Source organism: Stieleria marina, from assembly GCA_007741555.1.
Classification (GTDB): Bacteria; Planctomycetota; Planctomycetia; order Pirellulales; family Pirellulaceae; genus K23-9.
In genome coordinates this window covers 6211588-6237974 of the sequence record CP036526.1, presented here as the reverse complement: position 1 = coordinate 6237974, position 26387 = coordinate 6211588, and the positions used below count along the sequence as shown (strand labels likewise).

Sequence of the window (26387 nt, the reverse complement as noted above, 5' to 3'; positions counted from 1 at the left end):
CAAAGTGGATTGTTTGTAATCAGTTTGGTTGCGAGTGAGTGGGTTGAAACATTCGGCCGTCTTCCATTTCGTAAGTCGTGTCGAAGACGTCCAGCGCACGGTGGTCATGGGTGACCACGATCACGCCCGCGCCATGTTCATGGGCAACTTGTGCGAAAAGCTCCATCACCTGTCGACCTCGATGGCTATCCAGGGCTGCGGTGGGTTCGTCCGCCAGGATGATGCTGGGATTGTTGGCCAACGCGCGAGCGACGGCAACTCGTTGTTGTTGTCCGCCCGAAAGCATGGAAGGACGATTGTCGGCACGATCGCCAACGCCAAGATCATCGAGCAGTTTCTGGGCACTTTGTCGTGCAACCCGCGATGATTGTCCGTTGAGTTCGATCGCGATTTGCACGTTTTCGATCGCACTGAGGAACGGGATCAAGTTCGACTTTTGAAAGACGAATCCAATGTGTTGGCGTCGAAAAGAACGAAGATTCACTTGCGCTTGGTCGGCATCGAGAATCAATTGACCTCGAATGAAAACTTGCCCTGACGTGGGCGGGTTGATTAATCCAACCGCCGTCAAAAAGGTCGATTTTCCACTGCCGCTTGGTCCCAATAATGCGACGACTTCGCCGCGGGCTACCTTCATGCACGCATCTCGCATGGCTACCACTTCGGTGTTGCCGCTCCCATAGATTTTGGTCAGCGACTTTGTTTCGATGGCGAGTTCCGCGTCCGCTGCCTGATTCACGATAGGGCCTCGTTGGGAGAGACATGCATCGCTTTCCAGATCCCAAGTAGGCTGGATGCGACCGAGATGCCCAGCACAATCACGCCGAGTTGAATCAGGTCCGGATTGGTGAGTATCACGCGTCTTGGGAACATAGGGAAAATCTTTTGCCCAATCAGAAACGCGATGCCGAACCCAACCACTCCGAGCACCAGAGCTTGCTGTACGATCAAACCCAGGATCACGGTGTTGGGGGCGCCGATCAATTTTAAAAGTGCGATCGAGTGAATTTTGTCCAGCGTTAACGTGTATAAAATCAATGCCATGATGATGGCCGCGATCACTGTCAGTAGCACGCGAAAGAGACCGATTTGCCTACGAACTTTTTCGACATTGCCCTTCAGCAAAAACTCTCGTTCTTCCGAAGACGTGTAGACCGATACGTCGCCCCAGCCCGCGATTGCCCTCGCGACCTCATTGACGTCCGCGCCCGGTGACACGGTCACCATCACCGCACTGATTTGCGCTCGCGGAGTGGTCGGCAATTCGAAGGAAGGCTTTGACGCGTTCTCCAACAGCGCCGGCTGCTTGATGCCGACTTCGCTGCTTTCTCCGCGAGCGTATCTTGATGCACGTTCTAATCGCACGGCTTCTCCGGGAACGTCGAACTGAATCGCTTGCGCGTCGGCTACCGTCACAAAACCGATTCCGTCCGCGCCGGAGCTAATCATGTTGCTGGTCGTGCCGACGACGGTGTAGGTTTCCTTGCCCAGCTTGATTTGTTCACCAACGGCTAGGCCGAGCGATTTGTCCGCGATCATTTCAAAGTGGTTTTGCTTAAGCGACCGACCCGCGGTCAGTTGGATCCACTCGCCCTTGTCGGTTGGCCAGCTTAGCCCTAGTACCGCCATTCGCAGTGCTTTTTCATCGCGTTGGCGTTGCACCGTGTGATAGACAAATTCGCGAGAGGCGGTGACGCCAGGAACCGCGTAGACACGGTGGACCAAGTTCTGCGGCACACGCGATAATTCCGCGAACGGCCCTCGCGTATCACGTTGAACCACCCACAAATCGGCTCCCACTGAATCGATCAAGAGCGTTGCATCGGCGATGATCCCGCGATAGATGCCTCCCATCCCCATGACAATCATCAGCAACATGCCGACGCCGACGGTCGTCAACGCAAACCGTCCAAGGTTATGACGAATATCTTTGGTGGCAAGGTTCACGGTGCAACCACCTTGCGTCCTTCGCTGAGAGCCGATTTTGGGTCGATTGGATTGACGACGATATCACCTGCGGTGACACCATCGACAATTTCGACTCGATCGCGATTGCGAAGCCCAAGTTTGACTGTCCGCCAAGTCGCGTGGTTGTCGATTGCGACAAACACGCCAGGCAGACCATCTTGAATGGCAACCAAGTTGGCAGGGAGTAGAACCACGTCGTCTTTTCTGGCGACTTCGATGAATGCCTCGGCTCTTTGTCCGACGGCCCAGTTCGTCGGCAGCTCCAACGCATCGACGTCGACTATAAACTCTCGCGTTTCTCGATCAGCTTCGCGGCCAAGTCGAATGACCTTGCCAGGGAAATCCTGCGATGACTGAGAGCGAAACACAATACGAGCCGGCTGGTCTTGGAGCAGTTTTGCCATTTCGGTTTCGTCGACCCAGGCGCTGATCCACATTTGTTTTGTCGAAATTAGTCGCATGATCGCCGTGCCTGGTACAACCACGTCGCCGAGTTCTCGATTGCGACTGACGATCAAGCCGTCAAACGGTGCACGAACGAGACAGTCATCCAGTCGCGTCCGGTGATATTCAAGCGTTTTTTCGGCGGCCACTAATTCTTTTTGGCCTTCCGTGATGGCGGCCTCGGATCGCGAAAGTCCCGTCACGGCGATCGCCAGGGCTTCGGTTGACTGCTCCAGTTCGTCTTCACTGGCTGCATTATTGCGTGCCAAAGACTGTTTGCGAGAATGGCTTCGCTTGGCGTGGGTATACGTCGCGACCGCGCGTTCTTTATCCGCGACAAGACGTTCGATCCCGGCTCGCGTTGCGTCGGCGTTGGCTTCGGCAATCGCGACTTGCTGTTGAAGTTCTTGGTCATCTAGTTCAACCAGTAGATCACCGGCGGATACGCGTTCGCCCTGATCGGAGAGCACGCGTTTGATGCGTCCCGATATTTTGGGGCTGATCGTAGCTTCGACGCGGGCTTCCAGAGTCCCGGTGCCCATTACTTCGGCAACGATCAATCCTCGCTCGACACGGTGCTCTGTGACCGGGATGGGAGAGAACTTCATCCAGTAGACCGCGCCACCGATCATCGACAGCACGACGAGCAATTGAAATGCCCGCCAGGACAGTCGTTTGATGGTGCTCCAAAATCGGCTGGGTGCTTGCTGACTACTCATCAGTCGCCACCTCCGCTACTTGTTCGCTGCGATACAGAAGCCAGTAGGCTGCGGGGATGACCACTAGAGTAAAAAGTGTTGACGTCAAAATGCCAAAGATGATCGCCCACGCCAAGCCGGAGAAGACGGGGTCGAGTGTGATCACCCAATTGGCAAGCAAAGTGGTGCCAGCTGTTAGCAAGATCGGCCGCGTTCGGACGGCAACGCTGCGAATGATGGATTCAACAAGCGAGTGTCCTTCGGCCTGAGCCAAATGAATGAAGTCAATCAAGACAACCGAATTGCGAACCACGATTCCAGCCAAAGCAATCATGCCGATCATTGCCGTGGCCGTGATGAAGACTGGATTGGGATGTCCACCGACAGGTTGATTCATGATTGCGTTGAGTCCCCAAAAACCGGGCATGATTCCGATCATCGTCAACGGAATCGCAGACATGATCAGCACGGGGAGCAGACGCGATCCCGTTTGAAACATCAGCACGACAAAAATGCCCAGCAAGGCCGCGCCGAAAGCGAGTCCAAGGTCGCGAAAAACATCCAGCGTGATGTCCCATTCTCCTTCGCCCGCCCATTCGACGTGGTAGCCAGCGGGGACCGACCAGGCAACTCCGCCGCCCGGTGATAGCCAAGATCGATCGTGGACAGGGCGAGGGGTGGCGATGGAATCTGCGTCAAACTGATTAGTGTCGTCCAAGGCTGGGGGACTGGTTCGATCCCACTCCACATCAACAATCGCATCGGCAGGTGGTCGGCCCGCGACTTCGGCATAAACGTAGACGACGCGTTGCAGGTTTTTGTGGTAGATCGATTTGTCTTCCAACTCTTCGTGAAATTTTCCCAACGCTCCTAGCTGGACGACCTGCCCCGCTTCGCCTTGAACGTAGATCTCCTCTAAGTCATCAAGTGCCGATCGGCTTGCTCGCGGCAAACGCAGTTCAATCCATAGCGGTTCCACTTCATGAGGTCGGTGCAGGACAGTTGCTTTGTGCCCGCTTAGTACAGCGGCGACCGTGTCGGCGATAGTCTGCGTTGAAATGCCCGACAGAGCGGCTTTCGGTTTGTCGGTTTCAAACACAAAGCGAACTTGATCGTCTTCGGCACTTACATCCAAGTCGACGACGCCTGGTTCGTGTTCGAGTCTTGCCTTGACCGAGCGAGCCAATTCAATCTGCTTTGCGTAGCTACCATCCGGCGGCCCGTAGACCTCTGCTGTGATGGATGCCATGACCGGCGGACCGGGCGGGACTTCGACCAATTTTATGTTTGCCCCCAGCGACCGGGCCAGTTCCGTCACTTCGTCACGTATTCGCAGCAGAATCTCGTGCGACTGTTGTTGGCGTTGCTCTTTGGCAAGCAAGTTGACGCGGATGTCGGCAACGTGCGGTCCTTGTCTGAGAAAGTAGTGACGCACCAATCCGTTGAAATCCATCGGCGAGGCTTTACCCACGACGACTTCATAGTCGCGGACCTCGGCTAACCCGCCCAGAAAACGACCAATACGGCGAGACACCACATCGGTGCGTTCCAGCGTGGTGCCTTCGGGCATGTCGACGATGATTTGAAATTCGTTCTTGTTGTCGTACGGGAGCATCTTGACCGGTACCCAACGAAAAACTGGCGGAATCATTGCGACGACAAGCAACAATGCGATGCCAATGAGGACTCCCCAGGCACGCGCCCGACCGCGCAAGATGGGAGCAAGCACAAAGCGTGAGAGTCGATAAAGTGGCTTCGTCGTCAGATCATAGGCTTGGTCTTCGTCACCACTGTCGCTGATTTGTTTCAACGAAACCATGGCCAGCCAGGGCGTGATCACAAACGCAACCAGCGTCGAAATCGTGACCGTCAGTGGGACGTTTAGCGCCATCGGCGCCATGTAGGGCCCCATCATGCCAGTGATGAATGCCAGCGGCAAAAAACTGACGATGATCGCCAACGTGGAAAGGATCAACGCGGGCCGAACTTCTTGAACCGCGCGCAGCACCGATGTGCGGGGCGAGAATATTTTCATCGTAAAGTAGCGTGCAATGTTTTCCACATCCGTGATCGGGTCGTCGACCAACAAACCGAGCGCCAGAATCAAGGCGAACATCGTAACGCGATTGATTGAATAGCCCACCATCAAGTTGATGAACAGAGTCAGGCTGTAGCAGACCGGAATCGCCAGCGCGATCACGAGGGCGGGACGCCAGCCCATTGTCAATCCGATCAACCCAATCACGGTCAGCACGGCGATCACCAGGCCTTCGATGAGCTCGTTGACTTTTTCGTTGGCCGTTTCCCCGTAGTCACGAGTGACGCGAAAGTGTGTGCCGGCCGGAAGATGGGTCTTTTCGAGTTCTGTTAATCGCGCCTCGACCGCTTTGGCAACCTTGACGGCATTGGATCCTTTCCGTTTTGCTACCGAGATATTGACGGCAGGGAAAACATTCGTTTTGTCGCCGTGTTCCTGGTCCGCTTGGCCAAACCCAATCCAACTGTAGCTGTCCGCTTCAGCTGGTCCGTCCACGACTGTTGCGATGTTCTTCAAATAGACGGGGCGGCCACCGGCGACATTGACGACGATCTCTTCTAAGTCAGCTACTCCGCGTATAAACGTTCCGGTTTCGACATTGAACTGAGTGTTTTGTTGTTCAAAGCTTCCGTTGCGAGCCGTCACGTTGCTGACTTGCAGCGCACGGGCGACTTGTGACGGCGACGTCTTATGGGCCGCCAATCGCTGCGCATCCAAGTTGACATAGATACGTCTTGGGCGACCACCAACGACTTCGACTTGGTTCGTATTGGGAATCGCCTGCAATTCATGCTGCACTTCTTCGGCAATGCGACGCAGTTCGTGGTCACCATACCGCTCGGTTTGGTCGGACCAGAGCGTTGCGATCACGATCGGTACGTCATCCACTTCGATCGGCTTGACGACCCAGGACTTGACCACGGGGGGGATTTTGTCGGTCGACGAATTGATCTTGTTGTAGATCTTGACCAACGAATCTTCGCGGTCTTCCCCTACATAAAACCTGACCGTGACGACGCATTGCCCCGGCTGGGACATCGAATAAACAAACTCAACTCCGTCAATTTGGAACAGCACCTTCTCCAACCGGTCCGTCACTTGCCGTTCGACTTCTTCGGCAGACAGCCCAGGAGCAAACGCAAAGACGTCGGCCATCGGCACAACGATCTGTGGTTCTTCTTCGCGCGGAGTCAGGACCAAGGCCGCTGCACCAAGCATCAGTGAGACGATGATCAGCAGGATTGCGACGTCGCCTCGCAAGAAGACTTCGACGATCCGAGTCATAAACGGCGTGTTTTCTTGCTCGTTCATGGCTGAACCTTTTCGTCCTTGACTCCGTGTTGCAATATCACTGTCTCGCCCGCTTCGACTCCGCTCAAGACTTCTTGTCGCCCGGGCATTCCCAGTCGGCCGCTCTTGATCAGCCGGCGCTCAATGTTTCCGTCGGGTAATACGACATCCACAAATTCAAGTTGTCCGATTTGGACGACCGCGTCCGTGGCCAAACAAAGATGACGCCGCTGGCCGGCTAGAATTCGAAGTCGACCAAACATGCCTTCGTACAACTCGTCGGATTTTGGCAGACTTGCTTTCACCAGAAACGAACGGCTGGGCGCGTCGGCCTGTGGAACGATTTCGTCGATGGTGGCTTTGAATTCGCGTTTGAGCGAGTCAACGAAAACACTCAGTTCGTCACCGACTTTTAGTTTGACCGCCAGATCTTCCATTACAGGCGCTTCCAGTCGAAGCGACGTTGCATCGTAAAGCACCAAGATTGGCACGCCTGGACTGGCGATGTCTCCCGGCTCTGCGGACCGGTCGACGATGCGACCTTTCTTGGCTGCCTTGATGGTCGTATACGAAAGCATCACCTCCGATTCGGACACGGCCTGTCTAGCGCGGGATTCGTTGGCAACGGTGACCTGAACGTCGCGTGACGCTTTGTCGAACTCCGACCGAGAAGCCGCCTTCTGCCGCACTAATTGTTCGGTGCGCTCAAATTGTTTTTCCGCTTCTTCGCGATGGGCCGAAGCCGCCTCCAAACTGCGTTTGGCTTGATCCAACCGAGCGACGTATTCTTTGTCGTCCAGTTTGATCAAGACTTGTCCTTGTTCGACTTGATCGCCAGCGGTCACCAAGATTTCATCGATCGTCGCCAACAACTTTGCCGAAACCACGGTTCGGCTGGACGCTTTCAACGTGCCGATTGCTTCTTCGATGTAAGACTTTTCGATCTCATGCACAACGTCCGTGGGTTGGTCGGTATATCGCAAAGCGCCTCGCTCGTTCCATCCCGGTTGGACTTTGTCCACAAACATTCCCGAGAGCCATGCGATGGAGACGATTAGAACCCCCAGTCCAACAAGCACGCCAAGGACTCGGGCAAAGCCGCCAAGGAATCTACGTAATTGAGTCGTCTTCATTGTTGGCACTCCGGTTGGGTCGCCGCGATGCGATGTGGCTGATCTGCGATGCGATGTGGCTGCTGCGGCGCGTCTGCCGTTGCTGGACTTTTCACCTGGAAATCGCCGATAAGTTGTTTGTCGATCCAAGTTTTCAGATGCCAGCACCGGCGTGCATGAGCGATGTTTTTTGTGGTCACTACTCAGTTACTCGCTGATATTTAGCAGGTACCTGATAGCGATCGCTGTAAGTGTGAACGCGATTTGTGGGCTGGCCGCTGAGCGTGACCAGCTGCAATTCAGCGGCCACCCAATCCAAAATGCTGCCTTCGTAGTTCTTTACTTTCACGCCGTTTTTGGAAAGCTGTTTTGCATAGGCACCGCTGCGACCGCCGACCGTGCAGTAAGGAATGACTGTGCGTCCCTTGTATCGTTGGCGTTCTTTTTCGAACTGTGACTTTGTGATCGCGCCCGGGATGACCGACACCTTGATCTCCGCTGCGGATCGAACATCGACGACAACAAAGTCTGCTTGCGGGACCTTTACGCCTGCTTTCTTTGCTTCGGCTTCTGCCTTTTGCTGTTTTGTCAGCAGCGTGTGTAAATCACTGGTGCTGATTGTTTCTACTTTTGTTCGGCTGAACAATCCAAACTGAGCGTGGGATGGTGCCGCCATGGTGGCGAACAATGCAAACGCAAAAATTCCGATCACTGATCTTTTATTCATCTGGTTTTCTTCCAATCCATGGCTAAACAGGGTGATGTGTCACTGATCTACAACGTTTCGGTGTCGTTATTGCCGACATCGGATGCGGCCGTTTGATTTTCCAGAATCGACCTGCCTGACCGAGACGGCAATCGCGGCAAAACGATCTCTGGAAACTCGCCTTCCAGCGCCGACAGAAACGAAACGATGTCGTCGACTTCACCGTCGGACAACTCCTCGTCGAGTTGTGTTTTCGCCATGATTCGGACGGCGTCGCCTAGCGTGTCGACAGCGCCGTTGTGAAAGTAAGGTCCCGTAAGCGTAATGTTTCGCAGCAATGCGATCTTGAAAAAATGCTTGTCCGCATCGTCATTGGTCGCGTTGAACCGGCCCAGGTCCAGGTCAAGCTTATGCTGTTTCACCAACGGACTGTCACTGTAGCGAGGGAACTCTTCGTAGATCATGTCCGACTCATCGCCTGTCCAGCTGTTGAAATTTGGGCCTGAGTGGCACTCGGTGCAACCGACGCTGTCAAATCGCTCCATCCCACGCAACTGCTGGCTTGTCAGCGCGGAGGCGTCTCCGCTGACGTATTTGTCGAAAGCGCTGTTGGGTGTGATCAACGTACGCTCAAACGCGGCAATCGCTTTACCAACATTGTCGATCGTGACTGCGTCGCTACTTTTAAAGACCTTCGCGAATTCCTGAACGTAGCCGTCGATCGCCGACAAGCGTTGGATGGCGACATCATGCGACGGCATTCCCATTTCTGGTGCTGCTACGATCGGACCAATGCTCTGTTCTTCTAGTGTGGCAGCGCGACCGTCCCAGAACTGGGAGTGTTGGAATACGGAATTCCAAACCGTGGGAGCATTTCGAGGGCCCAGCAGGCCGCTGACTCCCATCGACGTAGGTCGTCCATCGTCGCCGCCTTCCATCAAGTTATGACAAGTGTTGCAGGACACGGTGCCGGTCAGTGAAAGACGTGGATCGAAATACAGTTTCTTTCCCAGTTGCACCAACGCGTCGGTATCACCCGGGAGAGCCGATTGAGTGGGGAGTGCGCCTCCAGCGCTGGTCGAATTGACGGAGATTAGCTGAGTCCCTGTGCTCGGAACTTCGACCCAAAACCAGCCTCGCAAGTCATCCAGTTTGAATCCGGTCGCTTGATCGTCTGGATAGCGTTTGGCTAGTTCTGGTTTGACGGCGTCTAGTACATCATTTTCACCACCATGGCACATCAAGCATTTGACTGAAATGCGAATAGGATAGAGGGCTCCAAGGTTGCCGTTTTCGAGTTGGACATGTTGGGGAGTATCGGTGCGTTGTTCGACGAAAGGTTTGATCCAGTCACGTGGGGCGTTCTTGGGATTACGGAGCTTGAACGCCGTGCGACCGATTTCCACGCCATGTTCTTTGCCGACAGATTCGGCAATCAAAACCGCTTCGTTACTGCACACGTTGATCGCACCCGCCGGCCCCTCGGTTTGCATGACTTCCATCAACCGCCCCGAAAGCTGAGTAAAGAGTGCGTCCTTTGCTTTCTCGGCGACCGCTTTGCGTTTGTCAGACGCTCGGTTGGGTTCAGGAGCTTCTGCCGCCGAACTAGCAGCGGCGGAGTGGTCGCGATCGGATGTCTTGGCAGCATCGCGGCCTTGGCAGCCAACGAATGCCCCTGTCACGGCGAATACCGTGGTGGCGACGATTGTCAAACGCGAAAATCGCCCCGGGTTTGCAGCCTTCATCAGCTTTCTCGTTTCGTAAGGATTGTCGCGATCTCGGTCATTCCGGATGGATGGTCGACGTTGAACGCGTCGTCGGACCAGCTCCAGCGAGTGTCGCTAAAGAGTTGTTTGATTTGCCGCAGTTCACAATGAAACGGCGGAGCATCGTGTCGGTTGGATTGCATCAGCAGTGCAAAAATACGTCCGCCAGGTTTAAGGCAGCGATGCAGACGTGTTTCGTATGCCGCCCAGTTTCCTGGTTCGAGCGCGCAGAGCGACGTTTGTTCGTAGATGGCATCGAATGGTTCGCTCGAGCTAAACCCCAGCACATCCTTTCGCAAAACCTCGGCGACCAGATCAGACTTCGTTAGTCGATGAGTCAATTCGCGTACTGGCGTCATGGCAATGTCGATCGCCGTGACCTCAAAGCCTCTCGATGCGAGCTCGACGACTTCGTGACCGCGTCCACATCCAGGTACCAGGATTCGACAAGACGAGAGCGTGTCTTGGTTCAGCCAGTGCAACAGCGCGGGGCTTGGTTCGCCGCGGTCCCATCCGGTTTTGCCTGCGTCATATCGCTCTTGCCAGGCTCCACTCATCGAACCGTCGGAATGATCCAAATTCGTATCGCTGGTTGCGGCGTGATTTTCTTTCATGACTTTACGCACGGTTGATCATTTCCCCAGCGGCACGTAGGCGTAGCCGTCGGATTGCAAGTTGACGATGGAAGTAAGCGCCGACACAGCGGTATCCGCAAACACCATCACGTCTTCCGGCTTGCTACCCATGCTAATGAGCGATTGACCGCAGACGTAAATCTCAACACCTGCTTCGTGTAGTTGGTGTAGGCAGTCAAAATTCGGGTTGTCTTCGGTTCCATACTTCTTTGCATAGGCATCTGCATTCAAAACCGTCAGCGTCGCTTGGCCGTGAAGCACTACCGCAATGTTGACGTCAGCCGGCTCATTGCCAGCACCCTGATAGAGGTTGACATAGCGGGCGATTTTCTCGATTCCCGGATTCAGCTTTGCAGGGTCTCCACCGGCGGTAAGATCGACGCAGATCTTTGATCCTGATTTTGGTTGCTGAGCGGCGTCGGGCAGTCGGGTGACTTTGCCGTAGTTCTTGATCGCTGCAGTGCTTCTAGCGGGCATCGGCGCGGTTTGGGCGATCACCTCTTTGCCGGGAACGGGATGATTCTTCATCGCCTCGGCAAACCCGCGTTCAACAAATCCTGAAACCACTTTAGCATGCGCCTTGATTAGCTTCGCGACGTAGGGATCGTCGGAAGTCTCGACCACTCGAACACCCTTCTCGGTGTCTTCGTGATGCATTTTGATCTTGTCGGTGTGCTTAAAGATTTCGGCGAACAATGGATCACGCATGCGAATGGGATGCGTTTTCTTAATGCGATATTCCATCCATTCGGTATGCTCTTTGATCTTGTCTGCGATTTCCGGCACATCTGACTCGGTCAGCGTTTCGACCCCGTCGGGAAGTTCCTTCACGGTTCGCTTGATTTTGTCATGGTTGGTCAGCAAGTACTGAAAGACTTCGTGGTCGTCGTTATGCCGATCATCCTGCCCGTGACCCGCACCGGCGCCACGACCAAATCCCTGGCCAGCCCCTGGGCCTCTTCCTTGTCCCTGTCCAAATCCTGGGCCAAAACCTTGTCCCCGTCCTTGACCGCGTCCCTTTTCCGGACCGCCTTGAGCGATCGCAAGTGTGGTCATGCTTAATGCCAACAGCGTAAACAGGCATCCTTTAGTGATCGTCTTCATCTGATGGCTCCGATTGAGTTTTTGATTCAGTTTCAAGTCGTTTTGTCTGCGTCTCGCGTTCAACGTGCGGATCCACCGCACAGGAATCACTCATTCACGTTTTGAATCCGAACTTGGGCAGTACCCACAGATTCAAAGTGAACCATGCTCCGATCAGACCGAGCATCAAGAGGACTTCTTTCATCGAATCACCTTTCATGTTTGCGACACACACATTGCTTCGCATGTCGTGCCAGTACGAACTTGTCCGCCGATTGTTTTTGTCAATTCACTTGATCAAACTACGACGAAGTGACGGCGGCTTCCTGCTTGCCAGTTTTTGTGATTGGTAGCTTGGCGGTGGCCCAAGCCAAATAGCCACCGGTTAAATTGACGACATCGGTGATTCCAGCCGCCTGCAAAACGCTGGCTGCGACTGCCGATCGTCCGCCCGTCCGACACTGCACCACGACCTGTTTGTCACTTGGAATACGGTTGAGCGTCTCGGGGAGTCGTCCCAGGAAGTGATGCTCGGCCTGCTCGATGTGTTTCTCATTCCACTCTGCGTCCGAACGCACATCAATCAGAACGACATCACCTGATTGAATTGATTTTGACAGCTCCGCCGGTGTACCTGAAGCATATGTCTGAGTGTTTAAGCCAGCCGACGCGATCTCCGAAGGGGAGAATCCACCAGCAATGTCTTCGACACCGATCTTGTGCAAAACACGCGCGGCTTCTTCAAGCTCGCTGGGCTCACAGATCAGAAAACAGGGACGGTCATAGTCGACCAGCCATCCTGCCCATGCCGCTAAGTTTTCCGATGGGATGTTGATCGTGTTGGGGACATGGCCTTTCGCATAGTCCTGGGATGCCGACAAATCGACGACGGTGCCTGAGTCAATCGCCTGCTGCAGCTTTGGCAATTCCAGCATCTGATGATGGTGGTCAGCTCCCAAAACAACGGGGCCTTCCTTGTTGACTCGCTTCATGACCGCAAAGTACTTCGGTGCTTCTGGTTGGTCGGCCAGAATGTAGCCAACGAAATCGTCTTCGTCGGTGAACTGCAAAGCCGGGTTGAACTGCTTCTCGTAGCCAACCGTCGACGACGGAATCGCACCGAGTCCTTTGCCGCACGCACTGCCGGCACCGTGAGCCGGCCAGACTTGCAGGTAGTCAGGGAGCGTTTTAAAACGTTCAGCGGAATGGAATAAATCACGGGCCCCTGGTTCGGCGGTATTCGCGATTCCGGCAGCTTGTTCCAGCAGATCAGGGCGTCCAATCGATCCTACGAAAACGAAATCGCCCGTGAAGATGCCCATCGGTTTGTCAGCGCCACCACCCTGGTCGGTCAGCACAAAAGAAATACTCTCGGGGGTATGCCCTGGCGTGTGCATGACATCAAGAACGATTTTCCCAATCGTAAACTGATCGCCATCATGCATCAGTTCGTGGTCGTAGTCGTCCAGGTACAAGTATTTCCACTCGGCTGGTCCTTCATCGGACACATACAGTTTGGCACCCACGCGATCGGCCAACTCACGTGCACCGGAAACGTAATCCGCGTGAATGTGGGTTTCTGCTACTGCGATTAATTCCAGTTCTTCTTTGTCGGCCATCGCGATGTACTGATCAATGTCGCGACCTGGATCAACCACGATGGCAACTTTGGCTCGCTGGCATCCAACCATGTACGAAGCATGGGCAAGTTTTTCGTCGTAAAAATATTTAAGTAACATGATTCGATTCCTAATTTGAAAGGCGATTGATTGCGTACTGGTTTGTAAAAGGGGGCGTGCTGGTGTGAACGGCGACATCATTGTCTGACAAAAAAACTTTGCTGCCTTCGCGAATGATCACAAATCCGCCCAGCAAGATCAGAAACACTGCAAACACCAGTTTCAACTTGCGTTGATTCATATGTGTATTGATGGCACGGCCCACCAGGCTGCCTACGACACCGATCAAAACAAACACCAGAATCGTTTGTGAGTTGACCGTCGAATCGTGGGCCAGCAGGTAGTGTTCGTACTTGGCGAAACCGATCGCCGACTTTGCCGCGATGATGACCAAGCTTGTTCCGATCGCCAGACGCATGGGCAAGTTGCCAAGCAGTACCAAGGCCGGAACGATTAAGAATCCGCCGCCGACACCGACGAACCCCGTGACGATTCCTACGACAGATCCTTCGGCTCCAACTTTCCAAACGGGAGGTCGCTCCGATTCGATCTGCAAGTCTTCGTTGGATGCCGTGCTGCCTTTTCGCCTGCGAAGCATGGAATACGCGGCAACCAGTAGGACGATTCCGAATACGACCAACTGGGCCGCATCGGTCGACAGCCCGCCGATCCAAGCGCCGAAGAAAGTGCCAAACATTCCCGGAATGCCAAAGAACCAAACGCTGCGCCAGTCGATCTGCCTCGCCTTGGCGTAGGGCACCGCAGCGGCAATCGAAATCAATCCAACGATCGCCATCGATTCTGCGATCGATTCCTTGGTGCCATGACCCACTAGATAGACCAGGACAGGAACCGTGATCGCTGAACCACCGCTGCCTAGCATTCCTAGCGTCAAGCCGATGATGAGCGCTCCGATCAATATGGTTGTCATCTCAGGTGGCTCCGACCATCGGTTGACCCACACCACCGATCAGGAATGGGACGGCGTTGAGGTCTGCGTAAGGAAAGTGGGGTTCGTTTTGTAGGTCATCTGCAATCAAGTGCGACACGCATGGCCGGCAGTTGTGTTTGACGCGCATGTTTGTTTTGTCCCGTAACAGTTCAAGTCATTTGGATTTCAGCTGGTTACTTAACTGAACAACAACTTTCTTCGCCTTTGGCTCGGTTCCAGGGCATCTTTGCAAGTAGCATTCCCATCACGCACGAATTTGTGATTCCTGCCAATGCCAGCCCCGCTCCGCAGGCGGCGGCCACTCCAGCGGCGATCGATGAGAGCGGGGGCGAAGCGACGAAGGCCAGCAAACCAGTCACCATCACAATGGCACCGACTGTGATACGCACTTGCCGTTCCAATGAAACCGTTTGTGTTCCGCGATTGACCGGTAAACCGGCTTTGTCCCAAGCATTGGTTCCTCCTTCGACATTGATGACATTGGAGAAACCGGCTTCTGCGAATTTCTGGCAAGCCTTGGTTGATCGACCTCCGCTAAGACAGATCACATAGAGCGATTCGCCTGCGGTCCCATTTCGCTGGGCCATGACGGTGTGAGGGTCCAGGGAATCCAGTGGCACATTGCGGGCGATCGCCGCATGCACGCCGCGAAACTCCGCTGGGGATCGCACATCGATCACGTCGACGGCGTCCTGCGAATGCAACTCTGCGAGCTGGTGAACTGATACTGTGCTGAGCTCTGTCATGGCTTGATCTCATGTCTTTATGTGTCGTTATGTCACAATGTGACGATAGGTGAGGTTAAAAAAAGGGAACGCTGCGTCACGTTTGTTTTTTGGGCCGTGTGCCACTGGGAAGGAACCGGCCCTCGATGCAATCCATTAGTTTGCTGAGATGCGGCTCAGCGACTTGGTAGTACACACGCCGGCCCTCTCGTTCGCTTATCAAAAAGCCACATCGTTGCAGTAATCGCAGGTTTTCGGACGCCACATTGTCCGGGATTTCGCAGTCTTCGGCCAATTCGCCCACCGTGTATCGACCGTGGAGCAGTAACTGAACGATTCGCAAACGGACCGGATGTGCCAATGTCTTGAGGCATTCGGCCGCTTGAGCAAAATCCTGGACTGAGCCCACCGGCTTAATCAGCTTTTTCGACTTTGGTTTGATTGCCATCAATTACTCCTCTACTCCTCGCGTGGTTTGAGTCCCTGCTTATATATATCGTCACCTCGCGATATGTCAATGAATGAAACTCCGGTTTTTCTGGTCCCGTTTAATAGTCCATTACTTTGTCGGCGTCGACGAGCAGTTTTCCCAACGCCGGCATCGTGGCAATTTCCGCATTGCGTCTCAGTCCACCTTGGCTGACGTGAGCGGATTTGGCACAGTGTGGGCACACCACCACTTTGCCACCGGCCGCTGTGAACTTGTCGTAGTACTCAGCTAGAGTCGGGGAATCGGCTCCCCAGGTAAAAGCTAGTTCTTGGCGCCGCTGTGCCAAACGCACGCCTTCAAGATCAAGGAAAATTGAAACCTCTGCGCCATGTGTCTGCATTAAACCAGCGACTTTCAACGCCATAAAACAGCGATGAAGGTCGTCAGTAAAATGAGAAAGGTGGACGACAACCTGCTGTGCCTTTGGGGCTTGCTTGTGATCTTCAGCTTGGGCCGGTAACGCAGCGAGCAGCAAGGCAAAAGTAGCGACGATCGAAATGCATTGTCTCATCTTGTGGTCCCATTGGAGAATGGAGGAATCGTATCAAGTAACGATTCTGCAATGCACTTACCGTGCCAGCGAACCCATCACGCAGGAATCCAAATCTCAGATCATCACTTGGTGGGTGTCGCGGATTCGCTTCCCGCGGTCTTACACGTGCCGTCCCGCTGGAGTCCAAATTGGGCGCAATGCATCCATGATGCCTTGGATAACAAGCAGACAGTGTCCCGCAACAAAGCTGGGCCCAGCTATTGATGGATGAGTGTCACGCGCGACCCGTGTGACAGATTCGCCACCGTGTTAGTCGATCCAGAGTATCAACGGACTTCCAAAGGGCTATTGTCGCCATCGCCATCGCCATGGGCTGACGGCAGGCGACCGGTGCGATCCGTCAAATCACGAAGCGATTGCCAGTCGGCTTGGTCGAGCATCTGTGAAGTGCAGCGCCATTGCCAGTTGCCATCGGTGGTTCCGGGAACGTTCATTTTCGATTCGGTCCCGAGATTGAGAATGTCCTGTAGCGGAGCGATCGCCAATGTGGACTGCGACGACCAAACCAAACGGATGAATTCCGGAGCGATCGTGTTGGACGCTAATTTGCGGTCTTTCAGTGTTTTCTGAACGATCTGAAGCTGTTCTGCGTCAAGGCTTTCGTACCATCCGCGTGTTGTGTCATTGTCGTGCGTGCCGGTGTACGCGACGGTGTTGCTGGGATAATTGTCAGTGAGAAATGGGTTGGCAGGATCGCCATCAAAAGCGAACTGTAGAACACGCGTGCCAGGCAGCTGAAACTGATCGCGAAGTTCGTGGACATCGTCGGTGATCAGCCCCAGGTCTTCGGCAACAAATGGCAGTCTGCCCAACGTGCTGCGCATGTGTTCAAAGAAGTCGGCGGCTGGGCCAGGCAGCCATTCTCCTGATTCGGCAGTGGTGGCGTCCGTCGGAACGTGCCAGGCCGCCGCGAACGCGCGAAAGTGATCCAGGCGGATCACATCAACCAGCGACAGCAGTGCTTCAATGCGTTGGATCCACCAGCGATATCCCTGTTTTTGAAGTGCCTGCCAGTTGTAGACTGGGTTGCCCCAGAGTTGGCCGGTGTCGCTGAAATAATCTGGCGGCACTCCGGCCACGAACGTAGGCTTGTGTTGCTTGTCTAGCAGAAAAATTTCGGGGTGAGACCAGACGTCCGCCGAATTGGCTGAGACAAAAAACGGAAGGTCCCCAATCAAGCGAACACCCTTTTGGCCTGCGTACTGCCGCAGCGCATTCCATTGGCGGAAAAACAAGAACTGTCCGAATCGGCAGCGGTCAATCGAATCGGCCAATTCTAGTTTTGATCGAGCCATGGCAGCCGGATCGCGGTTCAAGAGCTCGTCGGGGAGTTCAAGGTAGGAGACGAATCGATAACGTTGCTGCAGCGCAAAGAGCAACGCATAATCGTCCAGCCATGAACTCTGTGTTTGGCAAAATGTCTCAAACGCAGTCCGTAAAGTTGCGTCAGTGTCGTTGCTGAAGTTCTGCCAGGCCGTGTCAAGAAGTCGAAGCTTGAAGAGCGAAACGGCGTCGAAATCGACATCGTTTTTCGGAAAATCGGGGCAAACGCAATCGGCACGCGACAGCAGCCCTTCTTCGGCTAGACGCTCCGGGCTAAGCAGCAAGACGTTGCCAGCGAACGTTGAAAAGGGGCTGTAGGGAGAGTTCCCAGGGCCGATGGGACCCAGCGGCAAAAGCTGCCACCAGCTTTGCCCTGCCTCTGACAAACGATCGATCCACGCCCATGCTCCTGGCCCCATATCGCCGATGCCAAATTCCGAAGGCAGCGACGTCACGTGCAGGAGTACACCCGCAGCACGTTCATTGGAGTTAGTCAGAGTCATTCGCGATTTCGTTGGTGTGCTTGCCCGAACGCAATAAGCCCGAACGCAATAAGACGACTACTGACCGCGCACTTGCAGGGTAAGTCACGATGTTTACGCGGTCGTCGGACGCGTCCCAGAAATCATCGGGGCTTTGGCGTCCTGTGTCCACTACACGCGTCCAATCACCGGCTTGCCCTTCGTGAATGCCAAATTCAACTGGCGTGTCCGCCGCATTGATAATGACGTAGATGTCGTCGTCGTTTTGGGAGCCTCCGTGCAAGCAGAAGGCCAGTTGCTGAGACGGCGCCGACAGGTCCACTGCATGCTCCGCGCCGTACCATTTTACGTCGTCACGCCAGAACCGGGACCGGCTGATCGAAGGATGCTGTTTGCGAAACGCGATCATTCGTTGAAAGAAGCGAAAGACATCTGCGTTTGTGTGCAGCAGGTCCCAGTCCAGCCAGCTTGTTTCGTTGTCTTGGTTGTAAGGATTGTTGTTGCCCTGCTGAGTCTGCATGAACTCATCTCCCATTCGGAACATGGGAGTTCCGTTGGAGAGCATGAGCAAACACGCGAAGTTTTTGACCTGCTGTTTGCGAAGTTGCACCACCGTTTCCGGCGCCCCTTCGTCTCCTTCCCAGCCGCAGTTTGACGAATACTCGTCGGCGCCATCTTGGTTGTCATGACCATTGGCCCAATTTCGTTTCTCGGTGTAGGAGACGAGGTCGTACAATGTCCAACCGTCGTGCGAGGTGACGTAGTTGACACTCAATGGCGGTTGATACGCATGCATCCGGTCGTCGGGGAAAAGATCGTCGCTCCCATAGAGACGTTGCATCAGATCGCCGATCAGTCCCCGGTCGCCGCGCACGAACTGCTGGAGCGTGTCCCGGTAGCGAGCATTCCACTGCATCCATCTTTGGCCTGGGAACTTTTGTCCCAGCTGAAACGCTCCTCCTGCGTCCCAAGGTTCTGCAATCAATCGACAGTCGGTTAGTTCTACATCGGTACCGATTTGGCTGATGACAGGAGGGTCGTCCAGATCAATCGAACCGTCGGTGCTGCGAGTGAAAATGGACGCCAGGTCGAATCGGAATCCATCGACGCACATTTCAGTGTCCCAGTATCGCAGGCTATCGATGATGCTTCGGCGGACAGCGCGATTGGCGGTGTGCAGGGTGTTTCCGGTACCGCTGTAGTTTGCAAAGGGTGCGTCTGGATTTCCCGACGTCATGTAAAATGTGCTGCTGTCGATTCCTTTAAAACTATACGTTGGCCCGTGATGGTCTCCTTCGCAGGTGTGGTTGAACACGACATCAAGAATAATTTCGATGCCAGCTTGATGAAGAGCCTTCACCATCTTGCGGAACTCGTCTTGCTGATGGGAGGCATTGGGATCCGTTGAGTAGCCATGGTGCGGAGCAAAGAAATTCAGCGGCATGTAGCCCCAGTAATTGTCATCCTGGGGATCAAACTGAAAGACGGGCATCAGTTCAACGGCGGTCACACCCAAGTCGACGAGGTACGGAATCTTTTCGACGATTCCCAGGAATGTCCCGTGTTTTGCTTCGGCGATGGCTGAACTGGGGTGGCGTGTGAATCCGCGCACATGCATTTCGTAGATCACAAGGTCGCTGCCATGGCGAAGCGGTTTGTCATGTGGTTTTCCTGAGAAGTGCAGCTTGCTCGGTAAGACGCCCAGGGGTGCCTTGCCGGCATTGGAGCCCGGTTGGCAAGCCGCGTCGTGGCTGAAGTCTTCGGGGAAGAACACATTCTTTGCATAAGGATCAAGCAAGATCTTTGCGGCATCGAAATTGTGCCAGTTGAAACCAGGTTCGGGAGCCGGCCCATCGACGTGGTAGGCGTAGTAGTACGCGTCTGGAGCTTGCGATATTGGAACGCGGCAATGCCACGTCGGTCCCGATTTGTTTTTCAGGTAGTCAAATTCGTATTCAAAGCAGGGGTGTACTAAATCACTCTGCGAATAAAGCAATAAACGAATCGATTCCCCGTGCTTGGAGTAAATTGAAAAGTTGAATGCTTGTTCGGTCGCAAGCCAAGTTGCGCCAAACGGGAATGGTGTTCCCTCGATTCTTTCCCAGCGATTCATGTTCGCGGTTCCACTAGATGGACATTCTTTCAAAGAGTTTTAATAGCTCGGCGGTGCGTCTCCTGCGCTGCATAGAACACCAATTCGCATTTTCTGTTTTGCTGGAAAAATAGAGCCCGTTCAGCTTGCTAAAAATCGGGGAATGAAATGGCGGAAGCAAATTTGTCATCCTTTACACATGGTTTGCGAACCGCACGATCTGTTCCGCGTTCATCGCTCCGGACTGACGCGCAATTACTTTTCCGCCTTTGAACAAAATCAATGTTGGAATGCCTGTGATGTTGAAGGGAGAGGCTGCGATCGGTGACGCTTCGGTATCCAGTTTGACCAGGATTGTGTTGGGAGACAGTTTTGCCGCGGCTTCTGCAAACGCGGGGGCCATCATGCGGCAAGGACCGCACCAAGGCGCCCAGAAATCCACGAGAACCGGCAGTTCGGTTCTGGCGATAAACTTTGCAAATGTGTTTTCGCTCAGTTCGATGGGATGGTTCGGCAGCAACGATTGTTTGCACTCTCCGCAGATCGGGCCATCAGTCAACTTGGGGGCAGGGACACGATTCACGGTCGAGCACTGGGGGCATACTAAGTGCATTCTATTTATTCTCAGCTGCAGAGCGGGATGTCAGTGTGCGGAATCAGTCGCGGGGCGTGCCAACGAGCTGGTCAATGAGGGGCGTTTGGAAAGAACGTATATGTTAAGCAGCAAGGCAAAGGCCGTGCCAAAATTGAATGCGAACCAATCAGCCTGTTCGTGAGCGAAACTGGCACACCTGCCCAGATTCATGCACGCTATCCGCCCATAAATCAGTCAGGGAGTCATGCTGTGCAAAGACGGGCAGCAATATCTGTCAAGTTAACGAGGCCCTGTCGAAATCGCATCGGATTGCTCGGTCAAAATTCAAGCAAGGTGCGGAAACCTGAGGGCACGATCATCCCCGTGCCAAGGCACATCAATCGAGTCTTGTCTGAGACAACTGAGCTGCTATTCGCGCAGGACCATCACTTATTCGCGCAGGACCAGCACTTATTCGCGCAGGACCAGCACTGGGCAGTGCGACAAGCGAACGACTCTCTCTGCGACGCTCCCAATCGATAACCGTTTTGCGCCGGTGCGACCATGAGACGGCAGGACGATCAACCCGACCTTGTTCTCGGTTGCGAATTGAGCAATTCCGTGCGGCGGGTCGCTGATGACAACGGCGAAGACAATGCCGTGATGCTTCTCATCACCAAACAGGCCCTGCATGGCTTTCAGTGCGGCGTCGCGGTGCTGCTTTTCCAACTCAGCAGCACCTTGCTTTGCGCCCATCGTTTCACCCATTCCGCCGCCCAGTTCATAGCCACCGTTATCATCGAAACCGTACAGCTGGGCCGGGTCGACAACGTGCAGCAGGAAAATATTTGCGTTGCTGGTGACTTGCATCGCGGTTTCGACGGCGCGTTTGGAGTACTCCGAAAAGTCGATCGGAACCAGTGTTTTTGTGTTGGAAAAGAAGTTCATGGCCATCAACGGACTTGGAGGTATCGGCGTTTAATAGAGCGCGAAAGAGGTGCCCCAAAAACGTGTTGCAAACAAAGATGTTCGCACGCTTCGCGGGAATCAATTGTAGGACGTTGCCGGGCTCCCGTTGGTGGGATCAACGCAGCGACCATTGGTGGTACTGACTGGGGCACGGGCATTTCCGCTCCACGTATCCAGGCTCCTCCCCAATGTAACGCATGCGAGCCACAGCTCTTGGCATTGCCGATCGCACAACCCCCCGTCCCACCGAATGCGAAAAGCGTCTGCGATCCAACAAGCGTGCCATCACACGCAAGACAAGCGATTCAGGAATCGAGCGGTTGCTTGTCAGCGACAGACAGAACCTACCATGTTAACGGGGGGAAGAATTTTCAAACGCCGATTTCATGTCCAGGCAGTTCCTCATCGACGATTTTGACTGTTTGACTCTGATCTTACTAAATCACTCCGCAAACGCTTTGTGCGAGTGCGATGATTCACAGCGACGAGTAAGATAAGTTGACTGCAGATTTCGAGTAGATCGTCTAGGCCTCCCTAACAAGCCAAACCCTACGAGTAGACATGAGCGAGGCCATCTCGGAACGCGAAAAGCAGCTGGAAGCAATTCTGCAGACAGCAGCGGACGCCATCATAACGATTGATGAAAGCGGAGTCATTCTATCTGCGAACCCCGCTACCGAGCGAATGTTTGGCTACGCCGTCGAGGAACTGTACGGCGAAAACGTGAAAATCCTGATGCCATCGCCTTATCAGGAGGAGCACGATAAGTACCTTTCCAATTACCAAGAGACGCGGCACGCAAAGATCATTGGCATTGGAAGAGAGGTGGTCGCGAAGCGAAAGGATGGTACTACCTTTCCGATCGATCTGGCGATCAGCGAGGCAACGGTTGGCAGCAAACGGATCTTCACCGGCATCATTCGGGATGCGAGTGACAGAAAGCTTGCCGCTGTGTTGCAGGCAGAATTGGGACGCATACTGGAGTCCTCGCTCAATGAAGTATTCGTCTTTGACGCTGAGACGCTAAAGTTTTTGAATGTCAATCGAGGTGCATGTCATAACATCGGTTACACGCTGGATGATCTGCGACAAATGTCACCGGTTGACATCAAGCCCTACCACACCGCGGAGACGTTTTCGGAGTTGATCCTGCCGCTTGTCAACGGTCAAGAAGACATGCTCGTCTTCGAAACGGAGCATTGTCGCAAAGACGGCAGTCACTACGATGTGGAGGTTCATCTTCAGAAAACGACCTATCAAGGTCGGCCGGCTTTTTTTGCAATCATCCTTGACATTACTAACCGCAAACAAGCCGAGATTCGAGCGGCGCAAGCCGAGCGACTAGCGGCCATTGGGCAAGTCGCGACGTCCATGGCGCACGAGAGTCGCAATTTCTTGCAGCGGATTTCCTGCAGCGCTGAGATGCTTCTTGAAATTGACAAAGACGATCCCGATGCGATTGAGGAAATCGCGTGTATCCAACGTGCCGAAAAGGGACTGGAACATTTGCTCGAGGAGCTTCGTCAGTTTGCCGCACCGACGAATCTTGAACGCAAGCGATGTTCCTTGCAGGAAATCTGGCGGGACGCATGGCTGGACGTCAAAGCCAACAACAAAGCCGCCAGAAGGGTTCAATTTGCTGAAGTCACAAACAACTTGGACTTGCACTGTGACGTTGATGCCTTTCGGGTCAGCCAAGTTTTTCGCAATCTGTTTGAAAATTCAGTTGCCGCCTTTGTAGGCGGTGTCGCAGCGGAGATCCAAGTTCACTGCAGCAATGACGGCGGTCGTCTGACAATTGCCATCCGCGATAACGGTCCCGGGCTCAATAGTGACCAGCGACGGAAGGTGTTCGAACCTTTCTATACGACCAAGGCAAAGGGCACCGGGCTTGGCATGGCCATCGTAAAGCGAATCGTCGAGGCTCATGGAGGTGATATTCGCCTCGGCGCGGACTCTCTCGATGGTGCTGAATTTGTCTTGACCTTGCCTGTGTAATCCCATCTCATTGTCGTTAGCCATCGCATTGAAGAAGATCGGCAAGCATTGGTCGGTGCTGTCAGCAAAGAGGTCACGCGAAAGCTCTTCCACGCGCGCTGCGCGCACCCGCTGTGACGTTTTCGCACCCCCGGATGGGAGACCACCCGCTACCTGCAATCGGAAACGGGACGTGTGTTTGCGCCGGGTGAATCTCTGAGGCAATCGCGCGTTCAAGCTCGCAGATTTCTTCCCGCCATGCACGGAGCTGCTCGTTCATCGGGTGGCGTTTGAAAAGTGCCGGAGCTTGTCCGGCGGATAGTTGACCGCGTCTGCGAATCTGATCCCTGTTTGGTACGACAGTTGCGTCTTACTGGGAACTGTCAATCAATGTCTTTTAAGCAAGGAACAGAACCATGACCGTTAGCCAAAATTCCGCCGCCCATGCCCACTCTGACCATCGTCACTGGAAGAGCGATGCTGAGTGTTGGTTGAACGATATTCAAAACTGGCGAATGGAGCACTCGGCTGCGATCGTTCAACTGCAGGCAGCCCTCAGTCGCGTCAACGAGCACGGGCAGGCGTTGGATGAACATGATGATTCCGTCAAGTCGCTTGTCGGTGGCCTTGAGCACCATGAAAAGGCATTGGCGGAATCTTTGCAGGACGGTTCCTCAGCAAGTCTTGATGAAGTGCGAGGTGACCAACACACCAAGCAGGCGGATCTGCATTGTCATCAACAGGATGCTCACGAGCGCATCAAGAAACATCACCATCAGGCAATGGCAACCGTTGCGATGTTGACGAAAGCCCTCCAGGAGCCCGTTTAACGGCGTGAGATGTAGGCAGAAAGCAGGAACGAGGAAGGGCATCGCGATTCGTTTGCTGCAGCGGCGAGGCGAAAAGAACGTTGCCGTGTGTTTGGCGTCCCACGCCACGGCAGCGTCGTAAATGATCCTTGTCGCTGCATCGCGTATTGGGGGTATTGTCGAGTATGATTCGGTCTTCCTTGTCTCTCTCTCCTGGAAGCAGTCAAGCGTTGGATAGAAACGTCATCCCGCAGTTTGTTCGCAGTGCCGATCGGTTTCGCGAAGTCGTCACGATTCTGGCAAAGCACGGCTTGGCCGATTGGCTGACGGTGAGTGCGCCGGAGTGGTTGGCCAGAATCGTCAGCTCGGCTAGTTCTGATGTGGAGAGTCAACTTTCCACGGAACAACGCATCCGTGTAGCAATGACAGAACTCGGTGCGACGTTCATCAAGCTCGGCCAAGTGCTAAGCACTCGCCCCGACGTCGTTGGCGTGACGCTCGCACGTGAACTTGCCGAACTGTGTGCAAACACGCCTGCTGACGATCCAGCAACTGTCGCGGCGATGATTGAACTGGAACTTGGCGATCGCTTGGAATTGCTGTTTTCCGAATTTGACCCGACCGCGATGGCTTCCGCCTCGATCGGTCAAGTGCACCGGGCTCGTTTGCACTCTGGTGAAGATGTGGTCGTGAAAGTGCAGCATGGCGGCATTGAGCAAAAGATCGTCAACGACCTCGATATCCTCCGGCGGCTTGCCGAGCTAGCTGAAAAGCATTCGGCGTATTTGCGGCAGTATCGTCCCGTGCAAGTGGTGCGTGAATTCAAGCAGACGCTGATGCGGGAACTTGATTTCGCTCGCGAACGTTCTAACGCAGAGGCTTTTCGCAAAAATTTCCAGGATGATCCTTCCGTTCAATTTGCAAAGCCGTTTGCCGAATATTGTTCGCGCCGCGTCCTGACGATGGAGCGATTTGAGGGCGTTGGGATTTGCGACAAAGCAAGTCTTGAGAATGCGGGAGTGAACTTGGATGCGGTTGCCCGTCGCGGCGCAACTTTGTTTCTGGATATGATTTTTCGCGATGGTTTTTACCACGCGGATCCGCACCCGGGAAATTTAATGGTGCTCGATGCGGAAGGCTCGCCGGGTCATTCTGGCAGCAATAATGCACTCAGCGTGATCGGAGTCCTCGACTGCGGAATGGTCGGCCGCGTCGATGAATCACTACGAGCAGATTTGGAGCACGTACTGATCGCCGCGGCCAACCAGGACGCCGAAGCGATCGCTGAAGTGATGGTGCGATTGGGCGACGTGCCGGCAGACTTTGACGAGCAAAGTCTTTTGAATTCGGTCCAGGATTTCCTTGGCGATTACATGGGGCAATCGTTGGATGGGTTTGACATTAGCGGTTGTCTGACTGGCATTGTGCAAGTCATTCGTGAACACCGGATCGTGCTGCCGTCCAAAATTAGCATGCTGCTGAAGGTCTTTGTCATGCTGGAGGGAACTTCGCGCGAACTGAATCCGCAGTTCAGCCTGGCGGAGTTGATCGAACCTTACGCTCGAAAGGCGGTCGCACGGCGGCTGTCGCCCAGGAAGTTGCTACGAAGAATGAAGTCGGTGGCGAAAGACTGGGATCATCTGCTTGAAATTCTGCCCAAAGACGCTGCCGACATTCTGCACAACATGAAGCGGGGGCGATTCGACATCCATCTGGAGCACCGGCGATTGGAACCGGTCGTCAATCGCTTGGTGATGGGCATCTTAACCGCAGCCCTTTTTATTGGGTCTGCTTCGCTGTGGAGCAACCAAGTCCCGCCGCTCATCCTGCACACGTCACTGCCAGGCATCGTAGGTTGTGTCGTGGCGACCTTGATGGGTTGTATTATCGTCCTGCAAATCTCGCGAAGCGAGTAGCCAGCGTGCTTCAGAACGCAGAGGCATCGCTTCAAGGGCAAGAACGAAATGACGTTGGTAGCCGGTGACGCGATAGGGGCCGGCACGCCGATTGCTCCGGCTGTTG

General features: G+C 54.3%; 21 protein-coding genes. 3 read left to right on the top strand and 18 right to left on the bottom strand.

Translation table 11 applies throughout. The features are described 5' to 3' along the window. Positions 1-19: 19 nt before the first annotated feature. The 18 genes from K239x_RS22180 to K239x_RS22095 form a co-directional block, all read right to left on the bottom strand. Positions 20-739, bottom strand: a complete 720-nt coding sequence (locus K239x_RS22180; RefSeq protein WP_145420551.1) for an ABC transporter ATP-binding protein — start codon at positions 737-739, stop codon at positions 20-22. Next, entirely contained in the window at positions 736-1947 is a 1212-nt protein-coding gene (locus K239x_RS22175) for an ABC transporter permease (protein ID WP_145420550.1), read from the bottom strand. The genes K239x_RS22180 and K239x_RS22175 overlap by 4 nt, the downstream gene beginning before the upstream one ends. After that, positions 1944-3131 carry an efflux RND transporter periplasmic adaptor subunit gene (locus K239x_RS22170; RefSeq protein ID WP_145420549.1) on the bottom strand — a complete coding sequence of 396 codons (1188 nt, stop codon included), beginning with the start codon at positions 3129-3131 and terminating at the stop codon, positions 1944-1946. The genes K239x_RS22175 and K239x_RS22170 overlap by 4 nt, the downstream gene beginning before the upstream one ends. Continuing rightward, positions 3124-6459 carry an efflux RND transporter permease subunit gene (locus K239x_RS22165; RefSeq protein ID WP_145420548.1) on the bottom strand — a complete coding sequence of 1112 codons (3336 nt, stop codon included), beginning with the start codon at positions 6457-6459 and terminating at the stop codon, positions 3124-3126. The genes K239x_RS22170 and K239x_RS22165 overlap by 8 nt, the downstream gene beginning before the upstream one ends. After that, positions 6456-7571 carry an efflux RND transporter periplasmic adaptor subunit gene (locus tag K239x_RS22160; protein WP_145420547.1) on the bottom strand — a complete coding sequence of 372 codons (1116 nt, stop codon included), beginning with the start codon at positions 7569-7571 and terminating at the stop codon, positions 6456-6458. Before K239x_RS22160 ends, K239x_RS22165 begins: the two co-directional genes overlap by 4 nt. Before the next feature lie 178 nt (positions 7572-7749). Further along, complete coding sequence (locus K239x_RS22155; RefSeq protein WP_419189269.1) at positions 7750-8277, bottom strand: rhodanese-like domain-containing protein; 528 nt, start codon at positions 8275-8277, stop codon at positions 7750-7752. 47 nt (positions 8278-8324) lie between these two features. Beyond that, positions 8325-10001, bottom strand: coding sequence for a cytochrome c peroxidase (locus K239x_RS22150; protein ID WP_145420546.1), 1677 nt, complete (start codon positions 9999-10001; stop codon positions 8325-8327). After that, the gene (locus tag K239x_RS22145) at positions 10001-10636 is read right to left on the bottom strand and encodes a methyltransferase domain-containing protein (RefSeq protein ID WP_419189268.1); all 636 of its coding nucleotides are present in this window, start codon (positions 10634-10636) and stop codon (positions 10001-10003) included. Before K239x_RS22145 ends, K239x_RS22150 begins: the two co-directional genes overlap by 1 nt. A gap of 18 nt (positions 10637-10654) precedes the next feature. Continuing rightward, on the bottom strand, positions 10655-11761 hold the full coding sequence (locus K239x_RS22140) for a DsrE family protein (RefSeq protein WP_145420545.1): 1107 nt from the start codon (positions 11759-11761) through the stop codon (positions 10655-10657). Between the two features lie 281 nt (positions 11762-12042). After that, positions 12043-13479 carry an MBL fold metallo-hydrolase gene (locus tag K239x_RS22135; RefSeq protein ID WP_145420544.1) on the bottom strand — a complete coding sequence of 479 codons (1437 nt, stop codon included), beginning with the start codon at positions 13477-13479 and terminating at the stop codon, positions 12043-12045. A gap of 10 nt (positions 13480-13489) precedes the next feature. Next, entirely contained in the window at positions 13490-14350 is an 861-nt protein-coding gene (locus tag K239x_RS22130; protein ID WP_145420543.1) for a sulfite exporter TauE/SafE family protein, read from the bottom strand. A 194-nt stretch (positions 14351-14544) separates the two neighbouring features. Then, on the bottom strand, positions 14545-15117 hold the full coding sequence (locus K239x_RS22125; RefSeq protein ID WP_145420542.1) for a rhodanese-like domain-containing protein: 573 nt from the start codon (positions 15115-15117) through the stop codon (positions 14545-14547). A 76-nt stretch (positions 15118-15193) separates the two neighbouring features. Beyond that, positions 15194-15544: an ArsR/SmtB family transcription factor gene (locus K239x_RS22120; RefSeq protein ID WP_145420541.1), complete on the bottom strand. Its 351-nt coding sequence runs from the start codon at positions 15542-15544 to the stop codon at positions 15194-15196. A gap of 100 nt (positions 15545-15644) precedes the next feature. Beyond that, positions 15645-16097 carry a DsrE family protein gene (locus K239x_RS22115; RefSeq protein WP_145420540.1) on the bottom strand — a complete coding sequence of 151 codons (453 nt, stop codon included), beginning with the start codon at positions 16095-16097 and terminating at the stop codon, positions 15645-15647. A 308-nt stretch (positions 16098-16405) separates the two neighbouring features. Beyond that, a complete protein-coding gene (gene malQ, locus K239x_RS22110) occupies positions 16406-17965 on the bottom strand; it encodes a 4-alpha-glucanotransferase (protein ID WP_145420539.1) in 1560 nt (519 codons plus the stop codon). After that, the gene (locus K239x_RS22105) at positions 17952-20057 is read right to left on the bottom strand and encodes a glycogen debranching protein (protein ID WP_145420538.1); all 2106 of its coding nucleotides are present in this window, start codon (positions 20055-20057) and stop codon (positions 17952-17954) included. The genes malQ and K239x_RS22105 overlap by 14 nt, the downstream gene beginning before the upstream one ends. Positions 20058-20229: 172 nt before the next feature. Continuing rightward, the gene (gene trxA / locus K239x_RS22100; protein ID WP_473163549.1) at positions 20230-20619 is read right to left on the bottom strand and encodes a thioredoxin; all 390 of its coding nucleotides are present in this window, start codon (positions 20617-20619) and stop codon (positions 20230-20232) included. A gap of 462 nt (positions 20620-21081) precedes the next feature. Next, positions 21082-21564 carry a universal stress protein gene (locus K239x_RS22095; RefSeq protein ID WP_419189267.1) on the bottom strand — a complete coding sequence of 161 codons (483 nt, stop codon included), beginning with the start codon at positions 21562-21564 and terminating at the stop codon, positions 21082-21084. 576 nt (positions 21565-22140) lie between these two features. Between K239x_RS22095 and K239x_RS22090 the strand changes: the two genes are divergently transcribed. From K239x_RS22090 to K239x_RS22080, 3 genes are all read left to right on the top strand, one after another. Beyond that, entirely contained in the window at positions 22141-23577 is a 1437-nt protein-coding gene (locus K239x_RS22090; RefSeq protein ID WP_145420536.1) for a PAS domain S-box protein, read from the top strand. Between the two features lie 395 nt (positions 23578-23972). Further along, positions 23973-24386 (top strand): hypothetical protein, encoded by a 414-nt coding sequence (locus tag K239x_RS22085; RefSeq protein ID WP_145420535.1) that lies wholly within the window; start codon positions 23973-23975, stop codon positions 24384-24386. A gap of 209 nt (positions 24387-24595) precedes the next feature. Then, positions 24596-26281, top strand: coding sequence for an ABC1 kinase family protein (locus tag K239x_RS22080; RefSeq protein WP_145420534.1), 1686 nt, complete (start codon positions 24596-24598; stop codon positions 26279-26281). Positions 26282-26387: the final 106 nt, after the last annotated feature.